General features: G+C 43.2%; 15 protein-coding genes and 1 pseudogene. 14 read left to right on the top strand and 2 right to left on the bottom strand.

The features are described from left to right. Nucleotides 1–335: 335 nt before the first annotated feature. The 6 genes and pseudogenes from ACINWC323_RS14900 to ACINWC323_RS14925 all read left to right on the top strand — a co-directional run. Nucleotides 336–2,795 (top strand): annotated as a pseudogene (locus ACINWC323_RS14900) (autotransporter assembly complex protein TamA); the annotation flags it as partial. A 48-nt stretch (nt 2,796–2,843) separates the two neighbouring features. Then, nucleotides 2,844–7,349 carry a translocation/assembly module TamB domain-containing protein gene (locus ACINWC323_RS14905; RefSeq protein WP_009509528.1) on the top strand — a complete coding sequence of 1,502 codons (4,506 nt, stop codon included), beginning with the start codon at nt 2,844–2,846 and terminating at the stop codon, nt 7,347–7,349. Between the two features lie 478 nt (nt 7,350–7,827). Further along, nucleotides 7,828–8,286: a DUF4124 domain-containing protein gene (locus ACINWC323_RS14910; RefSeq protein WP_009509518.1), complete on the top strand. Its 459-nt coding sequence runs from the start codon at nt 7,828–7,830 to the stop codon at nt 8,284–8,286. 104 nt (nt 8,287–8,390) lie between these two features. Then, the gene (locus ACINWC323_RS14915) at nt 8,391–8,750 is read left to right on the top strand and encodes a hypothetical protein (protein WP_005230955.1); all 360 of its coding nucleotides are present in this window, start codon (nt 8,391–8,393) and stop codon (nt 8,748–8,750) included. A gap of 259 nt (nt 8,751–9,009) precedes the next feature. Next, on the top strand, nt 9,010–11,649 hold the full coding sequence (locus tag ACINWC323_RS14920) for a bifunctional aconitate hydratase 2/2-methylisocitrate dehydratase (RefSeq protein WP_005230954.1): 2,640 nt from the start codon (nt 9,010–9,012) through the stop codon (nt 11,647–11,649). 98 nt (nt 11,650–11,747) lie between these two features. Continuing rightward, complete coding sequence (locus tag ACINWC323_RS14925; protein ID WP_032881139.1) at nt 11,748–12,758, top strand: hypothetical protein; 1,011 nt, start codon at nt 11,748–11,750, stop codon at nt 12,756–12,758. Between the two features lie 44 nt (nt 12,759–12,802). Here ACINWC323_RS14925 and ACINWC323_RS14930 read toward each other — a convergent pair whose 3' ends face one another. Further along, a complete protein-coding gene (locus ACINWC323_RS14930; RefSeq protein ID WP_009509509.1) occupies nt 12,803–14,260 on the bottom strand; it encodes a DASS family sodium-coupled anion symporter in 1,458 nt (485 codons plus the stop codon). A gap of 269 nt (nt 14,261–14,529) precedes the next feature. Here ACINWC323_RS14930 and ACINWC323_RS14935 point away from each other — a divergent pair, with 269 nt between their 5' ends. The 6 genes from ACINWC323_RS14935 (at nt 14,530) to ACINWC323_RS14960 (ending at nt 20,118) form a co-directional block, all read left to right on the top strand. Then, entirely contained in the window at nt 14,530–15,513 is a 984-nt protein-coding gene (locus ACINWC323_RS14935; RefSeq protein ID WP_009509545.1) for an ion transporter, read from the top strand. Nucleotides 15,514–15,795: 282 nt separating this feature from the next. Further along, nucleotides 15,796–16,752 carry an ABC transporter permease gene (locus ACINWC323_RS14940; RefSeq protein WP_009509534.1) on the top strand — a complete coding sequence of 319 codons (957 nt, stop codon included), beginning with the start codon at nt 15,796–15,798 and terminating at the stop codon, nt 16,750–16,752. Beyond that, nucleotides 16,742–17,698: an iron chelate uptake ABC transporter family permease subunit gene (locus ACINWC323_RS14945; RefSeq protein WP_009509499.1), complete on the top strand. Its 957-nt coding sequence runs from the start codon at nt 16,742–16,744 to the stop codon at nt 17,696–17,698. Before ACINWC323_RS14940 ends, ACINWC323_RS14945 begins: the two co-directional genes overlap by 11 nt. Further along, complete coding sequence (locus ACINWC323_RS14950) at nt 17,689–18,453, top strand: iron ABC transporter ATP-binding protein (protein ID WP_009509520.1); 765 nt, start codon at nt 17,689–17,691, stop codon at nt 18,451–18,453. The genes ACINWC323_RS14945 and ACINWC323_RS14950 overlap by 10 nt, the downstream gene beginning before the upstream one ends. A 9-nt stretch (nt 18,454–18,462) precedes the next feature. After that, nucleotides 18,463–19,416, top strand: coding sequence for a siderophore ABC transporter substrate-binding protein (locus tag ACINWC323_RS14955; RefSeq protein WP_009509522.1), 954 nt, complete (start codon nt 18,463–18,465; stop codon nt 19,414–19,416). A gap of 93 nt (nt 19,417–19,509) precedes the next feature. Beyond that, the gene (locus tag ACINWC323_RS14960; RefSeq protein ID WP_032881151.1) at nt 19,510–20,118 is read left to right on the top strand and encodes a DUF2238 domain-containing protein; all 609 of its coding nucleotides are present in this window, start codon (nt 19,510–19,512) and stop codon (nt 20,116–20,118) included. A 21-nt stretch (nt 20,119–20,139) separates the two neighbouring features. On the opposite strand, the gene ACINWC323_RS14965 is transcribed toward ACINWC323_RS14960, so the two are convergent. Further along, nucleotides 20,140–21,360: an MFS transporter gene (locus tag ACINWC323_RS14965; protein ID WP_032881137.1), complete on the bottom strand. Its 1,221-nt coding sequence runs from the start codon at nt 21,358–21,360 to the stop codon at nt 20,140–20,142. 192 nt (nt 21,361–21,552) lie between these two features. Here ACINWC323_RS14965 and ACINWC323_RS14970 point away from each other — a divergent pair, with 192 nt between their 5' ends. Both ACINWC323_RS14970 and ACINWC323_RS14975 read left to right on the top strand, forming a co-directional pair. Then, nucleotides 21,553–22,344: a DUF4198 domain-containing protein gene (locus ACINWC323_RS14970; protein WP_032881149.1), complete on the top strand. Its 792-nt coding sequence runs from the start codon at nt 21,553–21,555 to the stop codon at nt 22,342–22,344. A 90-nt stretch (nt 22,345–22,434) separates the two neighbouring features. Next, a partial coding sequence (locus tag ACINWC323_RS14975; protein ID WP_009506471.1) for an IS256-like element ISAba26 family transposase occupies nt 22,435–23,544 on the top strand: 1,110 nt, incomplete at its 3' end.

Here is a 23,544-nt window from a genome sequence, read left to right as displayed (position 1 = left end):
GTCTGATTGGATGAAAAATCAAAGATTTGAAGTTATTTCAGCCATCAAAAACGATAAATTAAAAAATAAGTTTAGAGTTCTACATGCCATCTAAATCGAAGTTTAAACAGTCAACACTGGTTCATTCTATGCATTTAATCTTTAAAATGCAGGGTTTTCCTAAACTTATTTGTAGCGGTTTCTTAATTAGTTATTGTATATCAGTTGCTTGTGCACAAGAGCAAATTCCGGACTCGCCTGAAAATCAGACAGCGGATCAGACTGAGCCACAGGCGGATGCCGCCGCTGCACTGATGAAACAACGGCAAGCGCTTCTCAATAGCCCGGAGAATCCGTTGTCTGTGCAGGACAGTTTGTCTGCCTTAAAACATCAGGAGCAGGTGGCCAACCAGATTGACGAGTTAAAACCGATTCAGCTCGACGATAATCTGGAAGATCTGCCGGTGATTCCAGTGGATCAAGGTATGGCCAATGAAATCTTCCGTGTAGCAGAAGATGCAAAAAATGAAGCAAAAAATTATCGTGAAAATACCGCCAAAACACCTGAAGTTTCGGTGAGCGATGTTTCTCAAACTGAACTGACCGAGATTAAAAGTGCACCCGTCAATATTGACAAGTTAATGCACGACATTCAGACCGACAGTAAAATTGTTGTTGAAGCCAACGAGGCCGGCCGGACCTTACCTGAATTTCAGACTCAAACTGAGCAGGATGCTGAAAAAGAAGGTTTCTTTAAACGTATCTGGCATCGGTTCCGTCCAGAGAATTTGCTTAATCCAGATAAGGTGCCACGTATTACCGCCGATGTGACAGGTGCACCACCTGTTCTGGCCGCAAATATCAAGGCCAAGTTATCCAGCTTTACACAGGAATCTTTTGAAGAATTCAATGTCGCCTTACCGCAATTGCGTGCTTTAACCAATCAGGCAGCACAGGCTGTGGGGTATTACAATGCCACTTACACCTTTGTCAAAGAAAGTGACAACAAGGTCAAGGTGATTGTGGTGCCGAATGAACCGGTAAAAATCAAAGAACAGAATATCGAATTTACCGGTGCAGGGGCTAACATTCCGCAGTTCCAGGTCATCCGTTTGATTCCGGAACAAGATGAAGGTGATATTTTTAACCACGGCAAATATGAAGAGACCAAGAACAAAATTACCACAGTCGCCTCAGATAACGGTTATTTTGATGCGTTCTGGCGTTTGCATGACGTGAAGATCAGCCAGCCGGAAAAGACTGCCGATATTAATCTGAAATATGAAACCGGTGAGCGTTACAAACTCAAGAAAGTCGAATACCGGATGAGTGATCCGAGCAAGCCATTGCCTTTGACCCAAAAAGTGCTGGATAGTCTGGCACCGTGGAATGAAGATGATGATTATGCCTTCTGGCGTGTCAATGCCCTGGCAAATAACTTAACCAATACCCGTTATTTTAACTATACGCTGGTGGATACCATTAAGCCGGATGCTATCCAGCCTCCGCTGGAGTTGCCGCCTGATCTGCAAGCTTTGGTCGACCAGCAACGTATTGAACAGTCGCAGCTGTTAAATAGCCAGCAAAAGGCGGATCTTGCACGCGCGAAAATTACCTCTGCTGAAGAAGTCACTCAGGATGTTGTAGATGAATCGCAATTCTCGGGAGCCGAACAGGCACAGAGCTATTCTTTAGCCCGTTCAATGCCAATGCCATCGCATGATGAGGATGATGAGACACGTCAGAAGCAGGAACAACAGGCGCGTATTGACCAGAAGATTCCGGTAGTGGTGACCTTAAATGCCGATCGTTTAAATAGTTTAGAGACTGGTATCGGTTATGGGACTGATACCGGTGCCCGTATCCGTACCCAGTACCGTCGTGCCATTGTCAATAAATATGGTCATTCTTTCGATGCCAACGTGGAAGTATCTGAAATCCGCCAGTCGATTGATGGCCGTTACAGCATTCCTTATAAACATCCGTTAAATGACTATTTTAACCTTGTGGGTGGTTATGAGCGTGAAACGCGTGATGACATTGGTCCGGATGTCAACTTGCTGATCGAGTCGGCCGTACTGGGTGGCGAACGTGTTATCAAGAATCCACTGGGAGACTGGCAACATACTTTTGGCTTGCGTTATCGTTTAGATCGTTTAACCCAAAAAGGCGATGTTGATATTGATGAATTACCTGATGCATTTAAAGTATCTGGTATTGATTCGGAACAGGAGTCGTTGCTTCTCGGATATGAAGCTTCTAAAACCAATAGTAATACCCGTTTGAACCCAACCAAAGGTTTTAAGCAAACCTATAAGGTTGAACTGGGTACGGAATCATTATTGTCTGATGCCAATATGGCGATTGTGAGTGCGGGCTGGCGCTTTATTTATTCACTGGGTGAAAATGACAATCACCAGTTTGTCGGTCGTGGCGATGCCAGCTATATTTTTACCGATGACTTTAATAAAGTACCTTATAACTTGCGCTTCTTTACTGGTGGGGATCAGTCACTACGGGGCTTCGACTATAAGAGCTTATCACCAGAAGAAAATGGCTATAAATTGGGTGGACAGGCTTTAGGGGTTGGCTCGCTTGAATATAATTACCAGTTTAAAGATGGTTGGCGTGCAGCCGTATTCTCGGATTTTGGTAATGCTTATGACAAACAGTTTAGCAATCCAACAGAATATAGCGTGGGTGTCGGTATTCGTTGGAGATCACCAATTGGGCCAATTCGTCTCGATGTTGCTTCAGGTATTTCCAATGAGAATCATCCGATTCGATTGCATTTCTTTATTGGTCCACAACTTTAAAAACTTTTATTTAGCCTGCTAACGCGGCAAAACAATTTCAGGTTGATTATGACGGAAGTAGAACAGCAACTGACACCTCCCGCTGGACCAAGAAAAAAACGGCACATTGGTCGTAATATTGCGCTGATCGTGCTGATCATTCTTTTGTTATTGGTCAGTTCTTTAATTGTGATGATGTCTACCGATAAAGGTAGCCGCTTTCTACTGGATCGCGTATTGCAAAGCCAGAAAATTATTAAATATGAATATGAAGGCGGTAATCTGCTCAAGGGTATTATCCTGAAAAATATTCTGGTGCAGTTACAGGCGGTAGATGTTTCTTTAGATCGGGCGGATGTCTCTTTGGGTTGGCGCGCGATTCTAAATAAAGAAGTACATTTGAGTCATGCCGATGTCCGTAATCTGAAAATTATCAATAAGAAACCGCCTTCGGATGAACCTTTTGGTTTCGAGCCGATCAAGCTGCCTTTTGTCTTACGGATTGATGAAGCCAGTCTGGATCATCTGCAAATCCAGACCGCGACTTCAAAAGTTGATTTTAACGATGTCTATCTGAAAGATGCCTTATGGTCTGAAACCAAGCTGGAGTTTGAAGACTCACGTATGGATATGGGCTATCTTGCCGTCCAGAATGCATCAGGTGAAATGGATTTCAGTGGGAAATATCCTTTAAATGCCAAGGCTGATCTGATCATTCCTTCATTAAAAAGTCTGGATATCGAAACCATTAAGGTGGCAGCGCGCGGTTCTTTAGATACCTTAAGACTGGGGGTTGCGACCACTACTCCTGATTTGCTCACAGGTCGGGCGATTCTGCATCCGGTGCGTGAACATGTGCCGATGCAGGGCGAATTGTTCTTAAAAAATTATCATTTACCTTTATTGAAAGACCAGAAGCTGTTTGCCAAAGATGGTGTGGTCAAGTTTAACGGTGATATACAAAAACTGGTGTTGAATCTTGATACGGATTTAAAAGGTGAGCAGATTCCGGAAGGTAAATATACGGCACTGATGGATACCGATTTAACACATCAGTTAAATATCCGTGATTTAAATGGTCAGCTGATGAAAGGTGCTGTGAGCCTGAACGGTATTGTAAACTGGCATGAGCATGTCACTTGGGATCTGAAAGGACGTCTGGACCATTTAGATCCTGAAAATACCACGGTACCGCAGATCGCACAGGACTTTTTACCGCCGAAACTGGATGCCAATATCAGTTCTTCCGGTTCCTTGCAAAAAGGTCTGGCGCTGACCGCTCAAGTGGCTTTTGACAAATATGAAAGCTGGGCACTCAAGCTGGATCAGGCCGAAGAAAAAAATAACAAAGCTCAGCCTATGTTGCTGGATATTTCATGGAAAGGCATTGACCGTGCCATGCCTTATATCGGCTGGTTGAGCAGTGAAGAAGGTCATACCAATGTGGCGTTAAAAGAGGGTCAACAGGATATTTATGTTGCGACCACGGTACGTCCGCATGAACAGGGTTTATTGCCAACGGGTAAATACGAAGCGCGTTTGGATTTAAAAGACAATCTGTTAAATGTCGAAAATTTCCGTTATCTGGCTGAAAAAGGCAGTTTGTCTGGTCAGGCCAAAGTAAAATTACCAACCGAAAAGCAGCAGCTGTCTTGGCAAGCGCAGCTTAAGGCACAAGATTTTAATCCGCAAACGATTGCTGCAGCTGCACCGGTCAATGTGCTCAATGGGGAAATCAAAGCCAATGGTTTTGCCAAACCGAATCAGCAAGTGATCAAGTTTGAACAGATTGATTTAAAAGGCCAGCTGGCACAGGCCAACCAGAAAGAAACCATTGCGCTGAAAGGTAAAAGTACAGCCGCTTTAATTTTCCATGATGAAAAAGCGGGTGGCGGATTCAAGAGCTTTGCAGTGGACTATGACGGTTCGCTTAACGCCTTAAATCAGGGGGATGGCTTATTAAAGATTAATGTAGCCGGAACGCCTGAATACATTAATATTAAAGAATTAAAACACGATGGGGTCGCAGGTAAAGTATTTGCGACCGGTTCAGTGAATCTGAAAGACAAGCTGGGCTGGGATATTGATGCCTCACTGGTACGTTTTAAACCACAATATTTTGTTTCTACGGTTAAAGGTGAAGTCTCCGGGCATGTGAAAACACAAGGGGTCTGGTCAGACAAGCTGAAACGGATTGATATTCGCCAGCTTAACGCAGCCGGTTTCATCAACAATAAGCCAGTTCGTGGTCGTGGTAATCTTAGCCTGTTACTTGATTCAAATCAGCAAGGTTTTTTACCGCAGCAATTTGAGGCCAACGACCTATTCCTGGCTTATGCACAGAACCAGTTACAGGCTACAGGCAATGCACAAAGCTTGAGAATTAAACTCAATGCTCCTGCATTATATGAGTTATATCCGGGCTTAAGTGGCCGTGCCTATGGTAGTCTAAACGTCCAGTCACAACCGCGTTTAAGAGCAACCGCGAACATGGCGGTCGATAACTTTGCCTTTAATGATCTGGTCAGTATCAAGTCATTACGAGTACAAGGTGAACTGCCGACATCTGAAACCACTCCAACCCAGTTAACGGCGACATTAACCCAGTTACGTAACGGTAATCGTGAAATCCAGAATGCCACCGTAAATCTGGCTGGAACGCGTAAAGCACATGTATTGAAGGTTGAAAGTAAGAACCGACAATCTAATTTCTATGTGCAACTGGCGGGTGGTTTTAATCCAAACAATGACTGGTTAGGACTGGTGCAGAAAGGTAACTTTACCTCGCGTAATATCAGTCTGGTGCAAAACCAGAATGCGCCGATTATCTATACTGCAGCCCAACAGCAACTCTATATTGGGCAGCACTGCTGGCAGAGTTCAAATAGTCAGCTATGTCTGGATCAGCCGGCCCGTATCAGTAAGGCCAAAGGTAACTTCTCGCTGATTACCAAAAATCTGGATCTAAAAGACTTTACCGCCTTTATGCCAGAAGGTCTGGCGGTTACAGGCCAGCTCAACGGTTATGCCAAAGCATCCTGGGCGAACGGCAGTCATCCAAAACTGGATGCGCGTTTAGTCACACGTAAAGGTGAGATTGGGCTGGCAGCAGATGATCCGCAAGATCCTGCCACGACAGTGACTTATGATGAACTAAGCCTGATTGCCAAAAGTATCAGTGAAGGCATGTTATTCCGTGTCGATATGAAGACACCGGATATTGGAACGGGTTATGCCAATGTGATTATTGATCCATTCCAGAACAATATGCCGATGCGTGGTGAAGTGGCATTTGATGATGTACAGCTCAAAGTATTCAAGCCATTTATCAAGGATGTGCGTTCGATGGCGGGCACCTTGTCCTTGGCCGGAAAAGTTAATGGTACTTTGACCCAGCCACAGATTACCGGTGAGATGCGCTTGAAAAATGGTGCGATCAGCATGATTTCACTGCCGGTCAATTTAAGCAACATCCAGCTGTATTCATCTATTCGCCAAGACTATGCCACGATTGATGGTGCATTTAACAGCGGACAAGGTGTGGGGCGCTTAAAGGGTAACTTTGACTGGAAAAATGATCCACATTTAAACCTGACTTTGAAAGGCGATAATTTGCTGGTTCGTCAGGCACCTATGATTACGGCAATTGTGAAGCCTGATCTGAGTCTGGATGTTTATCCATTTGACAAGCGTTTAAGTCTGAAAGGTACGGTGGATGTTCCGCGTGCGCGTATTTCCATGCCAGAAACCTCTGAAAGTGTTGTCAATCTTTCACCGGATGTGCGTGTAGTACAACAGGGACAAGACTTGCTGGCTACCCTGAAAGCGGCCAAGCCTTGGGATATTCGTGCAGATATGACTGTGACACTTGGAAATCAGGTGATCTTCCAGGGCTTCGAAAGTACTATTCCACTGGTCGGACGTTTGCATTTATCACAACGTGGTCTGGAAACAGCCATGCGTGCTAATGGTGCGATTGGTGTCAGCCAGAAAGTGAAGATCGAAGCCTATGGTCAAAGCCTTGACCTGAATCGTGCGATTGCGCGTTTTAACGGACCGTTGGCAAACCCGACACTGGATATTGATGCCAATAAACCGGTTCAGGGCAGCATGGTCGGTGTCCGTGTTACAGGTACCGCAACCGTGCCGAATATTCAGATTTATAACGATGCTGGCTTATCTGAACAGGAAGCATTGAATGCCTTGCTGACTGGCCGTATTAATGAAGGCAACAGCGGTTTAAGTAATACTGAAGGCTTTAAGTCGGATGTAAACAATACCATTGCTGCCGCAGGGATCAGTATGGGCTTGGGTGGTACTCGTGCCTTGACCAACCAGATTGGCCGAACCTTCGGTTTAAGTGGTCTGGCGCTGGATGCACAGGGTACCGGTGATGATACGCAAGTCAGCCTGACAGGCTATATCACGCCAGACCTGTTTATTCGTTATGGTATTGGTGTATTTACCCCAGTGAACAAGTTGACCTTGCGTTATCAGATGAACCGCCGTTTATATCTGGAAGCAAGTCAGTCCTTAGAACGTGCAATTGACGTATTCTATAACTGGCGGTTCTAAGCTTTCTTTAAGCTAGGCTTAGAGCAGAAAAGAGGAATTATTTCGCTGAAATAGTTCCTCTTTTTTTATGGGCTAAAATCACATCTGAAACCTTAAGGACTGACTAAGAGAAAGGCAGAAAAAGCTGCTATTAATGAAAGTCATAAGCGTGGATGAGGAGCTTGCGCTATAGATTTTACCTACCATAATCAACGCGTTGCATGAGGTAGTAATGAAGATGTTACAAATACGGCGAGCGGTCCCGATATTGAGGAAATAAAGATAAGAGCGGTACGAGATTGTGAATCGCGGAGCAATAAAAAATGTATTTTCTTTTATTCTTGCTGTAGCGCCACAGTCCGTGTGAACTGAATACAAAACTGCTTTAATCCGTTAAGGCAGTTTTCTAAAAGACGTTATTTTAGCAAATAAAAATATGATAGAATTTTTATAAGATATTGATAATAAATGAATTTAAGACATTTTTTGGAGCAAATACATGAAAACTGTCACTTTCGGTCAGCTTTGGTCAGTGCTTAGCTTGATACTGCTCAGTTCCACACTCCAAGTCAATGCCAAGGAATACTATAAATGGGTCGATGCCAAAGGTGTTACCACCTATTCAGCAACGCCACCACCTGCACAAAAAACCGAACCACAACTCGATCCGGTTAAGAATAACAGCAATACCCCAGCACAGCAGTCGACTGCACCTAAAGAGCCAAAAGCGACCACGCTGACTGCAACTCCAACAACAATATCTAAACCTGTAAGCAATGCCACAGCGAGCAATCTGACGGCAGCAAGTGGAGTCCTGATTCCCGTGAAAAACTGCAATGGCGTAAGGTGCTGGGATACAAAAGGCAAGTCTTATAATTTAGTAGCGGGCACGACTTATCTTTCAGCACATGGAGGGAAGTGTCAAAAGTTAGGCAATAACATGCAATGTAATAAATGATTTGTATGTTTTTATTACGGAAAGCAAGCTTTTAGCTGCTTCCTTTTTGCAAAATAAACAAGTTTCAGTATGATGGTGGGCATCAAATTAGCCGCAGTATGAAGATGAAAAAAGTTTTGTTGATTGCACTAGGTTTAGTTTTGGCTGGTTGTGCTGAGAAAAAGCCGTTAACCCCTGAAGAACAATGGCACGGTTACTGTGTCAGTGTGGGCAACGCTGCACGCTCAATCACTTTAGATCGTCAAAATGGAATTGACCAAAAGCAGGCAACGGAACATGCGGGCAAAATTGAAGATGAAATGACACGTAAGTTTATCTTTAATATTCTGGATAAAGTTTATGCAATCCCGGTTGATGAACTGAAAAAAGATCCAGAAGCATTACGTGAAAATTTAAAGAAAAAATTTATGGACGAATGCTTGGCTACACCACATGACAAGCTACCGAACTATAAACTTTTTTAATGTGTTCATAAAAAAGACAACATCGTTTGTCTTTTTTTATAGATGTAATTTATTGTTTTATTAGACATTAACCTTAGACCAAAGCGGTATTTAAAAGAGGGGATCATTTCGCTATAAAATAATGGACATCACGTAGAAATACGGTAGTTGCATTAACATTTGACGCGAAGTCTAGTAAAATTTTGCTGTCCACATTGCTTGTAAAGCTTGTACAAAGCTGGAACTTACAAGTAATTTTTTAAAAAAGAGGAATAACACTGTGCTAGAAGCTTACCGCCAACACGTTGAAGAACGTGCCGCACTCGGAGTCCCACCGAAGCCGCTTGATGATGCTCAAACTGCTGAACTTGTAGCCCTATTAAAAAATCCACCAGCAGGTGAAGAAGCATACCTAGTCGATTTGCTAGAAAACCGTGTTCCAGCAGGTGTTGACCAAGCTGCATATGTAAAAGCTGCTTTCTTAGCTGCCGTTGCAAAAGGCGAAGCAACCTCTCCACTCGTAACCAAAGAGCGCGCAGTATACTTACTCGGTACGATGCTTGGTGGTTATAACGTAGCGCCACTTGTTGAGCTTCTTGATAATGCTGAACTTGCTGAGCTTGCTGCTGAAGCGTTAAAGAAAACACTTCTTGTATTTGATGCATTCCATGACGTAGCAGACAAAGCCAAAGCAGGTAATGCAGCAGCTAAAGCTGTTTTACAATCTTGGGCTGATGCTGAATGGTTCACAAGCCGTCCAGACGTTCCAGAAGAAATCAAAATCACTGTGTTCAAAGTAACTGGTGAGACTAATACCGATGACTTGTCTCCAGCTCAAGACGCTTGGAGCCGTCCGGACATCCCATTACACGCAAACGCTATGTTGAAAAACGAGCGTGATGGTATCAACCCTGAAAAACCAGGTGAAGTTGGTCCATTAAGCCAAATTAAAGAACTTATCGCGAAAGGCAATCAAGTTGCTTACGTTGGTGACGTTGTTGGTACAGGTTCTTCTCGTAAGTCTGCAACTAACTCGGTTCTTTGGTTCTTCGGTGACGAACTTCCACACATTCCAAACAAAAAAGACGGTGGTGTGTGCTTAGGTTCTAAAATCGCGCCAATTTTCTTCAATACAATGGAAGATGCAGGTGCATTACCTGTAGAAATCGACGTTGCCAACATGAACATGGGCGACGAAGTTGTATTGAAAATTGATCACGCTGCTGCAAAAGTAACTGCATTCAAAGACGGCGCTCAAATTTCAGAAGCTGACCTTAAAACACCTGTACTTTTAGACGAAGTACGTGCGGGTGGTCGTATTAACCTGATCATTGGTCGTGGTTTAACTGCGAAAGCACGTGAAGAATTAGGTCTTGCACCTTCTACATTGTTCCGTACTCCAGTACAACCTGCTGACACTGGCAAAGGTTTCACCCAAGCTCAGAAGATGGTTGGCCGTGCATGTGGTTTACCAGAAGGTCAAGGTATCCGTCCAGGAACTTACTGTGAACCTAAGATGACGACTGTTGGTTCTCAAGATACAACTGGTCCTATGACTCGTGACGAGTTAAAAGACTTGGCGTGCTTGGGCTTCTCGTCTGACTTGGTGATGCAGTCTTTCTGTCACACTGCTGCGTATCCAAAACCGGTTGACGTAACAACGCACCATACATTACCTGACTTCATCATGAACCGTGGTGGTGTATCTTTACGTCCAGGTGACGGTATTATCCACTCTTGGTTAAACCGTATGCTACTTCCAGATACCGTTGGTACTGGTGGTGACTCACATACTCGTTTCCCAATCGGTATTTCATTCCCGGCGGGTTCTGGTCTTGTTGCATTCGCAGCTGCGACTGGTGTTATGCCACTGGATATGCCTGAATCTGTACTTGTTAAGTTCAAAGGTAAAATGCAACCTGGTATCACTTTACGTGACCTTGTACATGCAATTCCTTACTACGCAATCCAGGCGGGTGACTTGACTGTAGAGAAGAAAGGTAAGAAAAACATCTTCTCTGGTCGTATCCTTGAGATCGATCTTTCAGAAATGGAAAATGACTTGACTGTTGAGCAAGCATTCGAACTTTCTGATGCGTCTGCTGAACGTTCTGCTGCTGGCTGTTCAATCACGCTTTCTGAAGAGAAAGTTGCTGAATACTTACGTTCTAACATCACTATGTTGAAGTGGATGATCGCTGAAGGTTATGGCGATGCCCGTACACTTGCACGCCGTGCTGAAAACATGCAGAAGTGGTTAGATAACCCAAGTCTGTTAAAAGCAGATGCTGATGCAGAATACTTAAAAGTTTACGAAATCGATCTTGCTGACATCAAAGAACCAATTCTTTGCTGCCCGAACGATCCAGATGACGCAAAACTTCTTTCTGACGTTCAAGGCGACAAAATTGATGAAGTATTCATCGGTTCTTGTATGACCAACATCGGTCACTTCCGTGCAGCGGGTCAGTTACTTGACAAAGTACCTGGTGGTTCATTGTCTACTCGTTTATGGTTGGCTCCACCAACACGTATGGACGAGCATCAATTGATGGAAGAAGGCATGTACAATATCTACGGTCGTGCTGGTGCGCGTACTGAGATGCCAGGCTGTTCATTGTGTATGGGTAACCAGGCACGTGTAGCACCGAACACGACATGTGTATCGACTTCTACTCGTAACTTCCCGAACCGTCTAGGTCAAGGTGCAAACGTTTACTTGGCTTCTGCCGAGCTTGCATCAGTCGCTGCGGTTCTTGGTAAATTACCAAGCCCAGAAGAATATCAACAGTACGCGTCGCAAATCGACAGCGCTTCTGCTGACATCTACAAATACTTGAACTTCGACAAGATGAGCGAATATACAAAAGAAGCTGATCAAGTTGATACCAAGAAAATCCAGGCTGCTCAATTGACCTAATTGATTAAGTAGCCTTAAGAAAATCCCACTTTATGTGGGATTTTCTTTGTTTTATAGAATGTTGTTGATAATAAAACCGTAATTTAGAAATTAGATTTATGAAACTAAAGAATTTATCTCTTATATTATTAATATTTTGCTCTACACAAACTTTCGCACAAGTAGCATATACAAAGTTAGCTCACATAAAGTTAGTAGATCAAGGTACTTATCCTAAAAAAAATGAAACTTTGTCTGATGTTGAAGACTTGATCGAAGAAAAAAAGTTCCAAGAAATTTCAAAGAAAGCTCAACAGCTTTTAAATAGTGAGGAATATAATTATGACGGTAAATTTAAACATACTAGCTATTTGGATTATTTTCTTGGTATTGTAAATAAATATAAAGTAACTTCACCAAACTATTTTAAAGATAATATCGTAATTGCTCGGCAATGGTTTCAAACCGAACCGGAATCTCCATTGGGTTATATTTATTATGCACTTTGGATTAGAAAACAGGCTTGGAGTGTTAGAGGGGGAGATTATACTTCCCAAATCTCAGAAAAGAATTTGCAATATTTTTCTGATCAATCTATTAAAAATTTGAACTTTTTAATGGAAAATTATGAGGTTGCTTCTAAAGACCCATTTTATTACTATGTTGTTTTAATGATTTTGCGTGATTTAGGACTTGAAGAGGATTATTTAAAGGCATATCAGGATGGTATTGCTAAATATCCTAAACATAGAGTAATTTATAATACTTTTATGGAAAGCTTTCAACCAAAATGGTTTGGAGAAAATTATGACGCAATAAAGATGATTGTTGATGATATTCAAAGGTTAAACCCAAAAGAAAAGAACTTTTATTATTATCATATTATGTATACGGCAAATCGTAATAATTATGATTTAAGAGAACTTAAAGTTAATTGGAATAGAGTCGAACAAGGTGCAGTTGATTCTTTAAGTAAACTTGCTTCATTAAGTAAAATTAATGATATTAAAGAATTATACTGTTCATATCCTGGAAATAAAAAAAGATTAGAAAAATTATTTAATGCTTTTAAAGACGGTCAACTAGATCCGAACTATGTACAAATCAGTATTGATAGTTGCCAAGAATAAATAAAAAAGCCCTTTTGAAAGGGGCTTTTTTCAACTAATTAATCCTACCAATAACCCAACACTTTCCACCAAAGTCCACCAATCACCACAAAAATGATGATATTGACGACACTCATGACAAAGCCTGCTTTCCACCATTCACCCAGTGTGGTGTAACCCGAACCAAATACCACGGGTGATGTACCCGTTGCATAATGGGTTAAGGTCATCATGATACTCGAAGCTGCTGCCATCATTAAGGCAAATAACATCGGTGGTGCACCCAGCGCCAGTCCAGCCGTATAGAAGGCTGCAAACATGGCAGTGATGTGTGCCGTGGTACTGGCAAACATATAATGTGCATAGAGATAGGCCAGCATCAGCAATAAACAGGCAGGCATCCAGCTTAAACCTAAATGACCAATCCCCGTTTCTAGCACACCTGAGAACCACGTGATTAAACCGAGCTTATTTAAATAAGTTGCCATCATCACCAAAGCTGCGAACCAGGTAATGGTATCCCAAGCGCTTTTTTGCGTCAGAATATCTTCCCAAGTCAGTACGCCCGTAATCAGCAGCAAGCCCAAGCCAATAAAGGCAGTCGTGGTCGGATCAACCGCCCAAGCTGAACCGAAAATCATGGCAGGGATGCCTGCCCATAACAGCAGTAAAATCCCAAATACACCCAGCATAATGATTTCATTTTTGCTGACAGGCCCCATTTCTTTTAACTTGGTTTTGGCAAACTGCGCTGCGTTTGGGGTTTCCTTGACTTCAGGCGGATACATCCAGTACATGATTAACGGCATGATAATCAGGGCAATTAAACCCGGTAATAACATTGCCAGTGCCCAGGTACTCCAGCTCAATGAAATCTGACTGTTGGTTGCTTTTGCCACCAGATCGACCACCAGCGGGTTAGGGGCGGTTGCGGTAATAAACATGGCAGAGGTAATCGGATTGGCTTGGTAGTTGACCAAGGCCAAGTATTTCCCCATACGACCTTCGGTGCCTTTGGCTGGGTCAGAGTCATAACTGGTCGAAATTGCACGGACAATCGGGTGGATAATCCCGCCACCACGTGCAGTATTGCTTGGGGTTACTGGCGCAAGAATCAGTTCAGACAACACCATGCTATAACCGATACCAATGGTTTTTTTGCCCCATACCGCGATAAATAAATAGCCTAAGCGTGCGCCCAGACCGGTTTTTTGCAATCCTTTAGAGATCATGATCGAAATACCGATCAACCAGATCAGTGGATTGGCAAAGCTGCTGAGTGCATCCTGAATGGCACCACTTGGACTATCACTGGTGATACCGGTCACGGCGACCAGGGTAATGGCGATAATCGCGATGGCACCAATCGGCATGGCTTTACCAATAATGGCGGCAATTACACCGACAAACATCGCCAATAAATGCCATGCATCAGGATCAACGCCAGCAGGTACAGGAATCACGAACCAGATAATCAATGCAATAAATAAAGAGATCAGCGTCGGGAGAGCTTTAAATCCCATGTTAAATTCCCCTTGTTGTCACGGGTTTAATAAAATTTATAGTTCTTTATGAATGAATCGTTAAAGAAATAACCACGAAGCTTTTATTATGGTTGAAGCGGAGGCCCAACTGCAAAGAAAGTTTTGTTGAAACAGCGTTATACAGGGCAATGAATTGGCAAATGATTTTGTTTGATACGGGAAAATAGGGCTTCAGATTAAAATCTCTTATTAAATATGAAAGCATCATGCTACATTTTGAGCTTGCTTGATCAAACAATAAGTACGGTATGACTCAACTTTCATGGCAACAGTTAAGACGATTTGTTTATAACAACCTACATAATGATGACTATAAAAGTAGTGTCAGTACCTGCGTAAATTATTTGCTGATTGCCTTGATCATCGGTAACGTTGCTGCCGTTCTGCTGGAGTCGGTGAACGAGTTCTATCAACTGTATAAGCCTCATTTCGATATCTTTGAAAATCTCTCGATCATGATTTTTAGTGGCGAATATCTGCTTAGACTGTGGAGTATTGTTGAGCAGGAACCCCAAGAAGCGGCTTGGAAGCAACGGATTCGCTGGATGAAAAGTGGCGGGGCTATTATTGATTTGTTGGCGATTCTACCTGCCTATCTCAACTTTATTGTGCCAATTGACCTACGCTTCTTGCGGGTCTTGCGTTTAGTCCGTTTATTGAAGCTGACGCGCTACTTTGTTTCCTTGCAAATTCTATTACGCGTCATTCAGCGTGAAAAAGGTTCATTTCAGGCGGTCATCTTTATTCTGGTCATTATGATTGTCATGACCGCATCTGCGATTTATGTGGTTGAAAATAAAGCCCAGCCTGAAGCCTTTAGTTCGATACCACAATCGATGTGGTGGGCGGTGGTCACCCTTACCACGGTCGGTTATGGCGATGTGACCCCAGTGACTAATTTGGGGCGGATACTAGGTGCATTTATTACCATTCTCGGTGTCGGTATTGCTGCTTTGCCCGCGGGTATTCTGGCTTCGGGTCTCGCCAATGAATTGAATATGCGAAATCAGCGACTGGAACAGGAGTTTCGTGAAGTCTTGCAAGCCAAAGGGCTGGACTTGCTGCATGATCAGATTGAAATTGAACGGATCCGCAAGAAAGTCGGTTTACCCAAAGAGCCGACCCATGAAATTATCATGCAACTGGTCAGGGAAAAATTGCTTGAAGATCAGGAGCAGGAAAAGAAGCATTACCGTTTTTGCCCGCATTGTGGTGAAAAGCTTCCTGAATAATTCAAAAATTTATTATAGAAATGTAGAGCAGGGTTAAGCTCAAGTTCTTAATCATTTTCAAGACTGAATAATTTTAGCGCGCTGTAACTTAGATTTTTTAGTACTTAACACGTTTTATAGCGAAACATAAAATTCTTTAAATGTTAAGTTTAGTTTAATAGAGATTAAAATCTATTTAAAAAATTTAACAATAATATTTCTCTTTTGTGATAATTTCTTATTATCTTTTTTGTATTTTTTAAGCTTATTTTAAGTTTACGCATCCTATGAAGTTCTCCCAACATGATTAAGCGGCGTTACCTGATTTTATTATTACTTCCACTGGCAATGATTTCCTTATTTGTCGGTGTAGGCGAGATGAGCCTTGCGGGTTTGTGGGCGGGTAACCCTCAAGACAGGCAGCTGTTCTGGACCAGTCGTTTACCGCGTCTCATGGCAATTGTTGTGGCAGGTGCGGGGCTGAGTGTCTGCGGTCTGATCATGCAGTCGTTGAGTCGTAACCGTTTTGTGTCTCCCACCACCGCAGGCTTATATGACTGTGCCCGTTTAGGCGTTCTGGTTTCAATCATTTTACTGCCCAGTGCTTCAATTTTTATTAAAACAGGTTTTGCTATTGCGGTAACGCTTATTGGCGCGATGGCCTTTATGAGTATTCTGGCGACGCTCAAGCATCGTGATACGGTTTTTGTGCCACTGGTGGGGATGATCTTTGGCAGTATCATTTCAGCCTTTACCACCTTTATTGCGCTACAACTGGACTTGTTGCAGAACTTGGCAGGTTGGTTACAAGGGGACTTTTCTACCATTTTAAATGGGCAATATGAGCTGATCTATCTCAGTGTACCGGTATTGATTCTGATTTATTTCTTTGCCAATCGTTTTGTTCTGGCTGGCTTGGGACAGGATTTTGCCACCAATCTGGGGCTGAATTATAAACAGACGCTTTTTATTGGCCTGTTACTGGTGTCAGTGATTACCGGAGTGGTGATTGTGACCGTCGGGGCGATTCCATTTCTCGGTTTGATTGTACCGAATCTGGTGAGCTTATACCTCGGTGACAATATCCGGAAAACCCTTTCTCATACTGCATTGTTGGGTGCTTTGCTGGTTCTGCTTTGCGATGTATTTGGTCGGGTGGTGATTTTTCCTTATGAGGTCTCTGTCAGTCTGATTATGGGGGTAGTGGGCAGTGTCATTTTCCTGTGGCTGCTGCTTAGGAGATATCGCTATGCCACATAAAATCAAGTTAATGATTTTAGCTGTAGCTGTGATTGCAAGTATTGCACTCTATCTTGGCTGGAATCTGGGTGTGGCCTGGCAATATGCCTTGAATCTGCGTTTAAGAACCGTTGCCGCCATCGTAGTAGCGGGAACTGCGGTCGGTGTTTCGACCTTGATTTTCCATACCATTGTCAATAATCGGGTGGTGACGCCGCAGGCATTGGGACTGGATAAATTATATGAACTGTCTAAAACGGCGATTATCTATTTCTTTGGTGCCAGTACGTTATTGTCACTGAATTTTGTCACCGATTATCTGATCAGTCTGCTGCTCATGGTGACTTTTGCCTTGCTGCTGTATCGCTTTATTTTCCAGAAAGTGGCGCAGCAAAATATTTATTTCCTGCTGTTGGTGGGGCTGATCTGTTCGACTTTATTCGACAACATGACCACTTTCTTTCAGGTCTTGCTCGATCCAGATGAATTCCAGATTGCTGCCTATGCCGGCTTTGCCAGTTTTAATGTGGTGAAAATGGAAACGGTTGGATTGTCTTTGCTGACCATTGTGCCGATTCTGTTGTATGGCTTAAAGCACTATCACACGCTGGATGTGATGGCGCTAGGGCGTGATCATGCGCTGAATCTGGGTCTGGATTATGACAAGGCCAGTCGCTTGCTGTTGATTCTGGTGGTATTGGCACTGGCTTCTGCAACAGCTTTGGCTGGCCCAATGATGTTCCTGGGGTTGTTGGTACTCAATATTACCCTAGAACTGTTCAAGACCCATCAACATCATATCTTACTGCTGGGCATCATTCTGGTCAGCATTCTGTGTCTGATGCTTGGACAGTTCATGGTGCTGCATGTGCTGAATTTCAAAACCACGCTCAGTGTGATTATTAACTTTGTCGGTGGAATTTATTTCTTCTGGATTTTATTGAAGGAAAATAAAAAATGGCAATAGAGCTCAAGCATTTAAGTAAAAGCTATCAGCAACAGCGGGTCGTGAATGACCTATCGCTGAATATTGCCAAAGGGCAATTTACCGCATTTATTGGGCCGAATGGTGCAGGCAAAAGTACCGTGCTTTCGATGATGAGTCGTTTAATCGAAGCGGATCAGGGGCAGGTTTTGCTAGATGGTCAAGACTTGCAACAGATGAAAAGTGCCGATATTGCCAAAAAACTGGCGATCTTAAAGCAGTCCAACCATACCGAGCTGCGTCTCAGTATCGAGGATCTGGTCGCTTTTGGCCGCTTTCCGTATTCACAAGGACGCCTGACTGAAGATGACCGTCAAGTGATTGACCGTTCGATTGCCTATATGGATTTAGAAGCCTTACGCCACCGACAAATCAGCGAATTGTCCGGTGGGCAGCGGCAACGCGCCTATATCGCCATGATTCTGGCACAGGACACCGACTATATCTTGCTGGATGAACCCTTGAACAATCTGGATATGAAGCACTCTTCCCAGATTATGCGGGTGTTAAAAGATCTGGCCGAGAATCATGGCAAATCCATCATTGTGGTGATTCATGACATTAACTTTGCTTCCGTCTATGCCGATCACATCATTGCCATGAAAGAAGGTGAGTTGCTGTATCAAGGGCATCCACAACAGTTGATGGATGAACGTATTCTGCAAGATATTTTCGATTTCCATATTCCGATCCAGCAGGTTCAGCAACATAAATTAGGTTTGTATTTTATTAGTTAGGAGCTTGTTATGCTTTTCAAAAAAACATTGCCAGTCATGATGTTAAGTGTAGCTTTGGCTGCATGTGGTAATTCCGATACACCTTCGGCAAATCAGGACAGCCATACTGCTGCTACACAGGATACCTTAAGTTTTAACAGCAAAGCTGGTCAGATTAGCATTCCTGCGAATGTGTCCCGTATTGCTGTACTGGATACCAGCGCCTTAAATACTATTCATGCCTTGGGCGCGGACGACAAAGTGGTGGCCTTGCCAAAAGGCACGCCGTTACCGAAAGTGTTGCAAAATTTCAGTGAAGGTAAATATCTGGATGTCGGGACGGTGAAAGAACCAAATCTGGAAAAAATTGCAGCCAGTCAGCCTGAACTGATTCTGATGAGTGGTCGCATGGAAAATCTGGTCGGTCAAATCAAGCAGATCGCGCCAACTTACTTTGTCGATGTGGACTACAACGATCAGTTCAATTCGTTTAAGCAGCAAACTTTGAATATCGCTGAAATGGTAGGCAAGAAAACTGAAGCAGAGCAGCAATTACAAACGCTGGAAAAAGATATTGCGGCCTTAAAAGCCAAGACCAAAGGCAAAACCGCGTTGGTGGTTCTGGTCAATAATAGTAAGATTGCGGCCTATGGCCCAGGTTCGCGCTTTGGCAATATTCATGACCTCTATGGTTTTACTCCAGCAGATCCTTCGATCAAGGTGGGATTGCATGGTATGGCGGTGTCACATGAGTTTATTGCCCAGAAAAATCCTGATTACCTGTTTGTGATTGACCGTGGTGCAGCCATTACTGAAAATCAGCAAGGTGCAAAACAGGTGTTAAATAACCAGATCATTAATCAGTCTAAAGCGGCTAAAAACGGCAACATTGTCTATCTGGATTCGAGTAACTGGTATTTGATGAACAATGGTCTGGATGGGATGAAAGCCATGCTGAAAGAAGTTGCCGATGCGGTGAAGTAAAATCCAGCCTGTCAGCGTGATAACAACAAACCCGAAGCGCTTGCTTCGGGTTTTTTATATGATAAAGGGAAATAAACACGACCTTATAAGATGATGCGTATTTCTTTACTATATGTGGGCACAGCGATTTTAATCTCTTTATTGGTCATTTCTGGGATTCAGCCTTTTGACCGGACCACATGGTGGCTTGAAGTCACACCAGTATTGATTGTGATACCGATATTGTATGCGACACATAAAGCTTTTCCGCTCAGTCCGTTGTTATATGGGCTTATTTTCTTGCATGCCATTGTATTGATTGTCGGTGGGGCGTACAGCTATGCGCGTGTACCGTTGGGTTTTGAAATTGCACAATGGTTAGGGCTAGACCGCAATCCTTATGACAAGATCGGGCATTTTATGCAGGGCTTTGTACCTGCTATGGTTGCGCGTGAAATCCTGATTCGCAATCATATTTTAAGCAAAGGCAAAATGCTCAGTTTCATTGTGATCTGTATTGTACTGGCAATCAGTGCCAGTTATGAGTTGATTGAATGGGCAGCTGCATTGTCTTTAGGTCAAGGCGCAGAAGAGTTTTTGGGTACCCAAGGGGACGAGTGGGATACACAGTCAGATATGTTTTTTGCCCTGATTGGGTCGATCACGGCCTTGTTATTTTTATCAAAATGGCATGATCGACAGATTGTGAAATTAGTGCATTAATATCAATAGCGGCATCTGCTGTTAAGACACAGCAGATTCATTGTTCTGTGAATAGCGGGCATAAGCCAAGGCAATCAATAAAATGGCTAAACCACCTAGACTTAAGACAAAGCCAACCCAGATCGGTGCTAACCAGCCCATATTATGACTGAGTACCCATCCGCCTAAAAATGCACCAAGGGCATTAGCTAAGTTAAATGCCGAATGGTTGAGGGAAGCTGCCAGCGTTTGTGCATCTCCCGCAATGTCCATGAGATGGGTTTGCAACGCTCCACCTAAACCAATCACGGTAAAACCAATCAGGAATAAGGCTGCAATCGCGGTATACAGATTGGACATCATAAAGCTGGCCGCTACAAAGGCGAGCGCGGAGCTGATCAGAATTCCGATAATGGTTTTAAACAGGTTTTTATCGGCCAGCCAGCCGGCAACTAAGCCACCGATGACCATGCCTATGCCCCAAATTGCTAAAGCAATTGGCACGACACTGATATTGGCATGGGTATATTCGGTGAGAATCGGAGAAACATAGCTATACACCGAGAACATGCCCCCAAAACCGATTGCACCAACCGCAAGGGTCAGCCACATATTGATATTCTTTAAACCTGTCAGTTCCGCTTTGATACTGGCGGTTTTTTGCAATGGAATATTCGGAACAAATAAGCCAACGCCAATCAGAGTAATAAACGCAATCACGGCAGAAAATTCAAAGCCTGCTTTCCAGCCAAATTGCTGACCGAGCCATGTGGCAATGGGTACACCAATCACATTGGCAATGGTTAAGCCCATCATCACTTGTGCAATCGCCGTGGCACGGCGTTGTTTGCCTGCCAGTTCAGCCGCAACCAGTGCCGCGACACCAAAGTAAGCCCCATGTGGGAAACCAGCAATAAAGCGGGACAGCAACATGGCTTCGGGGGTGGTTGCAAAAGCTGTCGCTGCATTGGCCAGACCATAAAACAGCATCAGGCCCAGCAATAAGGTCTTACGTGGAACTTTAGCGCCGAGGATGGCAATAATCGGCGCGCCGACCATCACGCCCAATGCATAAGCACTGATAAAATAGCCTGCATGCGGGACACTGACATTTAAATCAGTGGCGATTTCCTGAATCAGTCCCATCGCCACAAATTCAGTTGTTCCAATACAGAAACTACCGACAGCCAATGAAAAAATAACCAAAAATAGGGAATAGTTGTGTGAGGGAGATGTGTGCAAGGGAGAGCTTGGCGAGGACATAATATCTCGAGTCTAAAAGTACCGCCGTATTATATTCGAGTCGCTTTCAGAAAAGTGAAACAGCACATAATTTTTATCTCATGCTCTGCATAAGTTCAGGTCAAAAAATATATCATGTAATGATAATTATTTTCATTTATGCGTTATAATGCAAAACATATATATTTAGATGAAAACTTTCAGGGTGGAAAAATGAAAAAATTATTAATCAGTTCATTGCTACTTGTTTCGGGCTATAGCGCTGCACATGAACCTTATGTGGCACCAATTGCCTATACAACTGAACAAACACAAGTGGCGATTATTTCTGGCTATGCAGAAGAAGCCTTAAACAGTGAATATGCCTTGAAAGATGCAAAATTTGCGATCACTGCGCCGAACAATACCAAAACTACCATTCAAGCGAATACTAAGCTGGACTCAGCGACCGTATTTGATTTGAAACTGCCTGAAGCAGGGACTTATCTGGTGCAAACCAAAGCTTCATATCCATTGAAGTATGTCCAGGATCAAAAACAATGGAAGATGTTTTTTGATATGCCGGCCGATAAAGCGCCCGCAAAAGCTGAGCGCGATTTTGTGATTCCTGCCGATCTAAACAGCAAGAATATCAAGCCAGTTGAAATCACGCGCGAATGGACATTATTGACTTATGTCAGTAAGGAGAAACATACCCCCGTTCAGGCCAGCACAGCGCCGATTCAGGTGGAGTTCTTCACCCACCCAAATGAATTAAAAGCCAATCAGGCGGTAAAAATTAAAGTATCGAAGGCCAATAAGGCTTTAGCCAATGCTGAAGTGGTGATTCGTGCTAAAGGTGCAACCGATAAGCAAGGAATCAGCTTGAAAACAGCGGCGGATGGCAGTGCTGAACTGTTATTTCCAAAAGCAGCAGAATACTTGATTGAAGTCAGTGAAACGGTGGATATGAAACAAAAGCCGAGCAATCAGTTCTATAGCATTATCAGTGTTTCTGTAAATTAAGATGTCAAAAGGCTAGGGACTGTTCTAAATTTTGTGTAAGTACTTAATTTTCATTTATCCTTCAGAGGATAATTACAAAAGGTACTTCACATGGATGAAGCAACAATCAAAAGTATGGCTGCCGAATTGGCTAAAGGTCTAAAAACACCAGAAGACTTAAACCAAATGACAGCAGTCTTTAAAAAATTCATGATTGAAACTGCACTCAATACTGAACTTTCAGACCATCTCGGTTATGAAAAGCATCAGCCCAAGAAAGGCTCAAATAGCCGTAATGGGTTTAGTTCTAAAACCATTACAACTCAAGATGGACAACTGGCTTTAGATATTCCCCGTGATCGAGAAGGTTCATTTGAGCCACAAATTATCAAAAAGCACCAAACACGCATCACCAGTATGGATGACCAAATCCTCTCACTGTATGCAAAAGGAATGACTAATAGGGAAATTGTAGCCTTCTTCAAAGAAATGTACGATGCCGATGTGTCAGCATCTCTCATCAGCAAAGTTACCGATGCTGTGATTGAGCAAGTGACTGAGTGGCAAAATAGAGCCTTAGATAGCCTTTATCCTGTTGTCTATCTTGACTGTATTGTTGTCAAAGTCCGTCAGCACTCCAATGTGATTAACAAGTCCGTATACCTTGCTTTAGGCATCAATATGGATGGGCAAAAAGAATTACTGGGTATGTGGATTGCTCAGACAGAAGGTGCCAAATTCTGGCTGTCAGTCATGACAGAGCTAAAAAATCGAGGAGTACAGGACATTCTTGTTGCCTGTGTAGATGGATTAAAAGGCTTTCCTGACGCGATAGCCTCTGTTTACCCTCATACTGATATTCAACTGTGTATTGTGCATGTTGTACGCAATAGCCTGAGATTTGTAAGCTGGAAAGACTACAAGGCTGTTACGTCGGGTCTGAAAGCGATTTATCAGGCAAGTACAGAGGAAAATGCTTTAAAGTCCCTAGACATCTTCTGTGATCAATGGAATCACCAGTATCCCAAAATTGGAGAATCCTGGCGGGCCAATTGGGAAAATATCCGAACGATCTTTAGCTATCCAGCCGAAATACGTCATGCTATTTATACAACAAATGCGATTGAGTCGTTGAATAGCGTAATACGCCATTCAACGAAGAAAAGGAAAATCTTTTCATCTGATGACTCAGTAAAGAAGGTCATTTACTTAGCAACATCA

Source organism: Acinetobacter sp. WC-323 (assembly GCF_000314615.1).
Taxonomy (GTDB): Bacteria; Pseudomonadota; Gammaproteobacteria; order Pseudomonadales; family Moraxellaceae; genus Acinetobacter; species Acinetobacter courvalinii.
The sequence above is the reverse complement of the archived record's forward strand: the minus strand, read 5'-3'. Positions and strand labels throughout refer to the sequence as shown.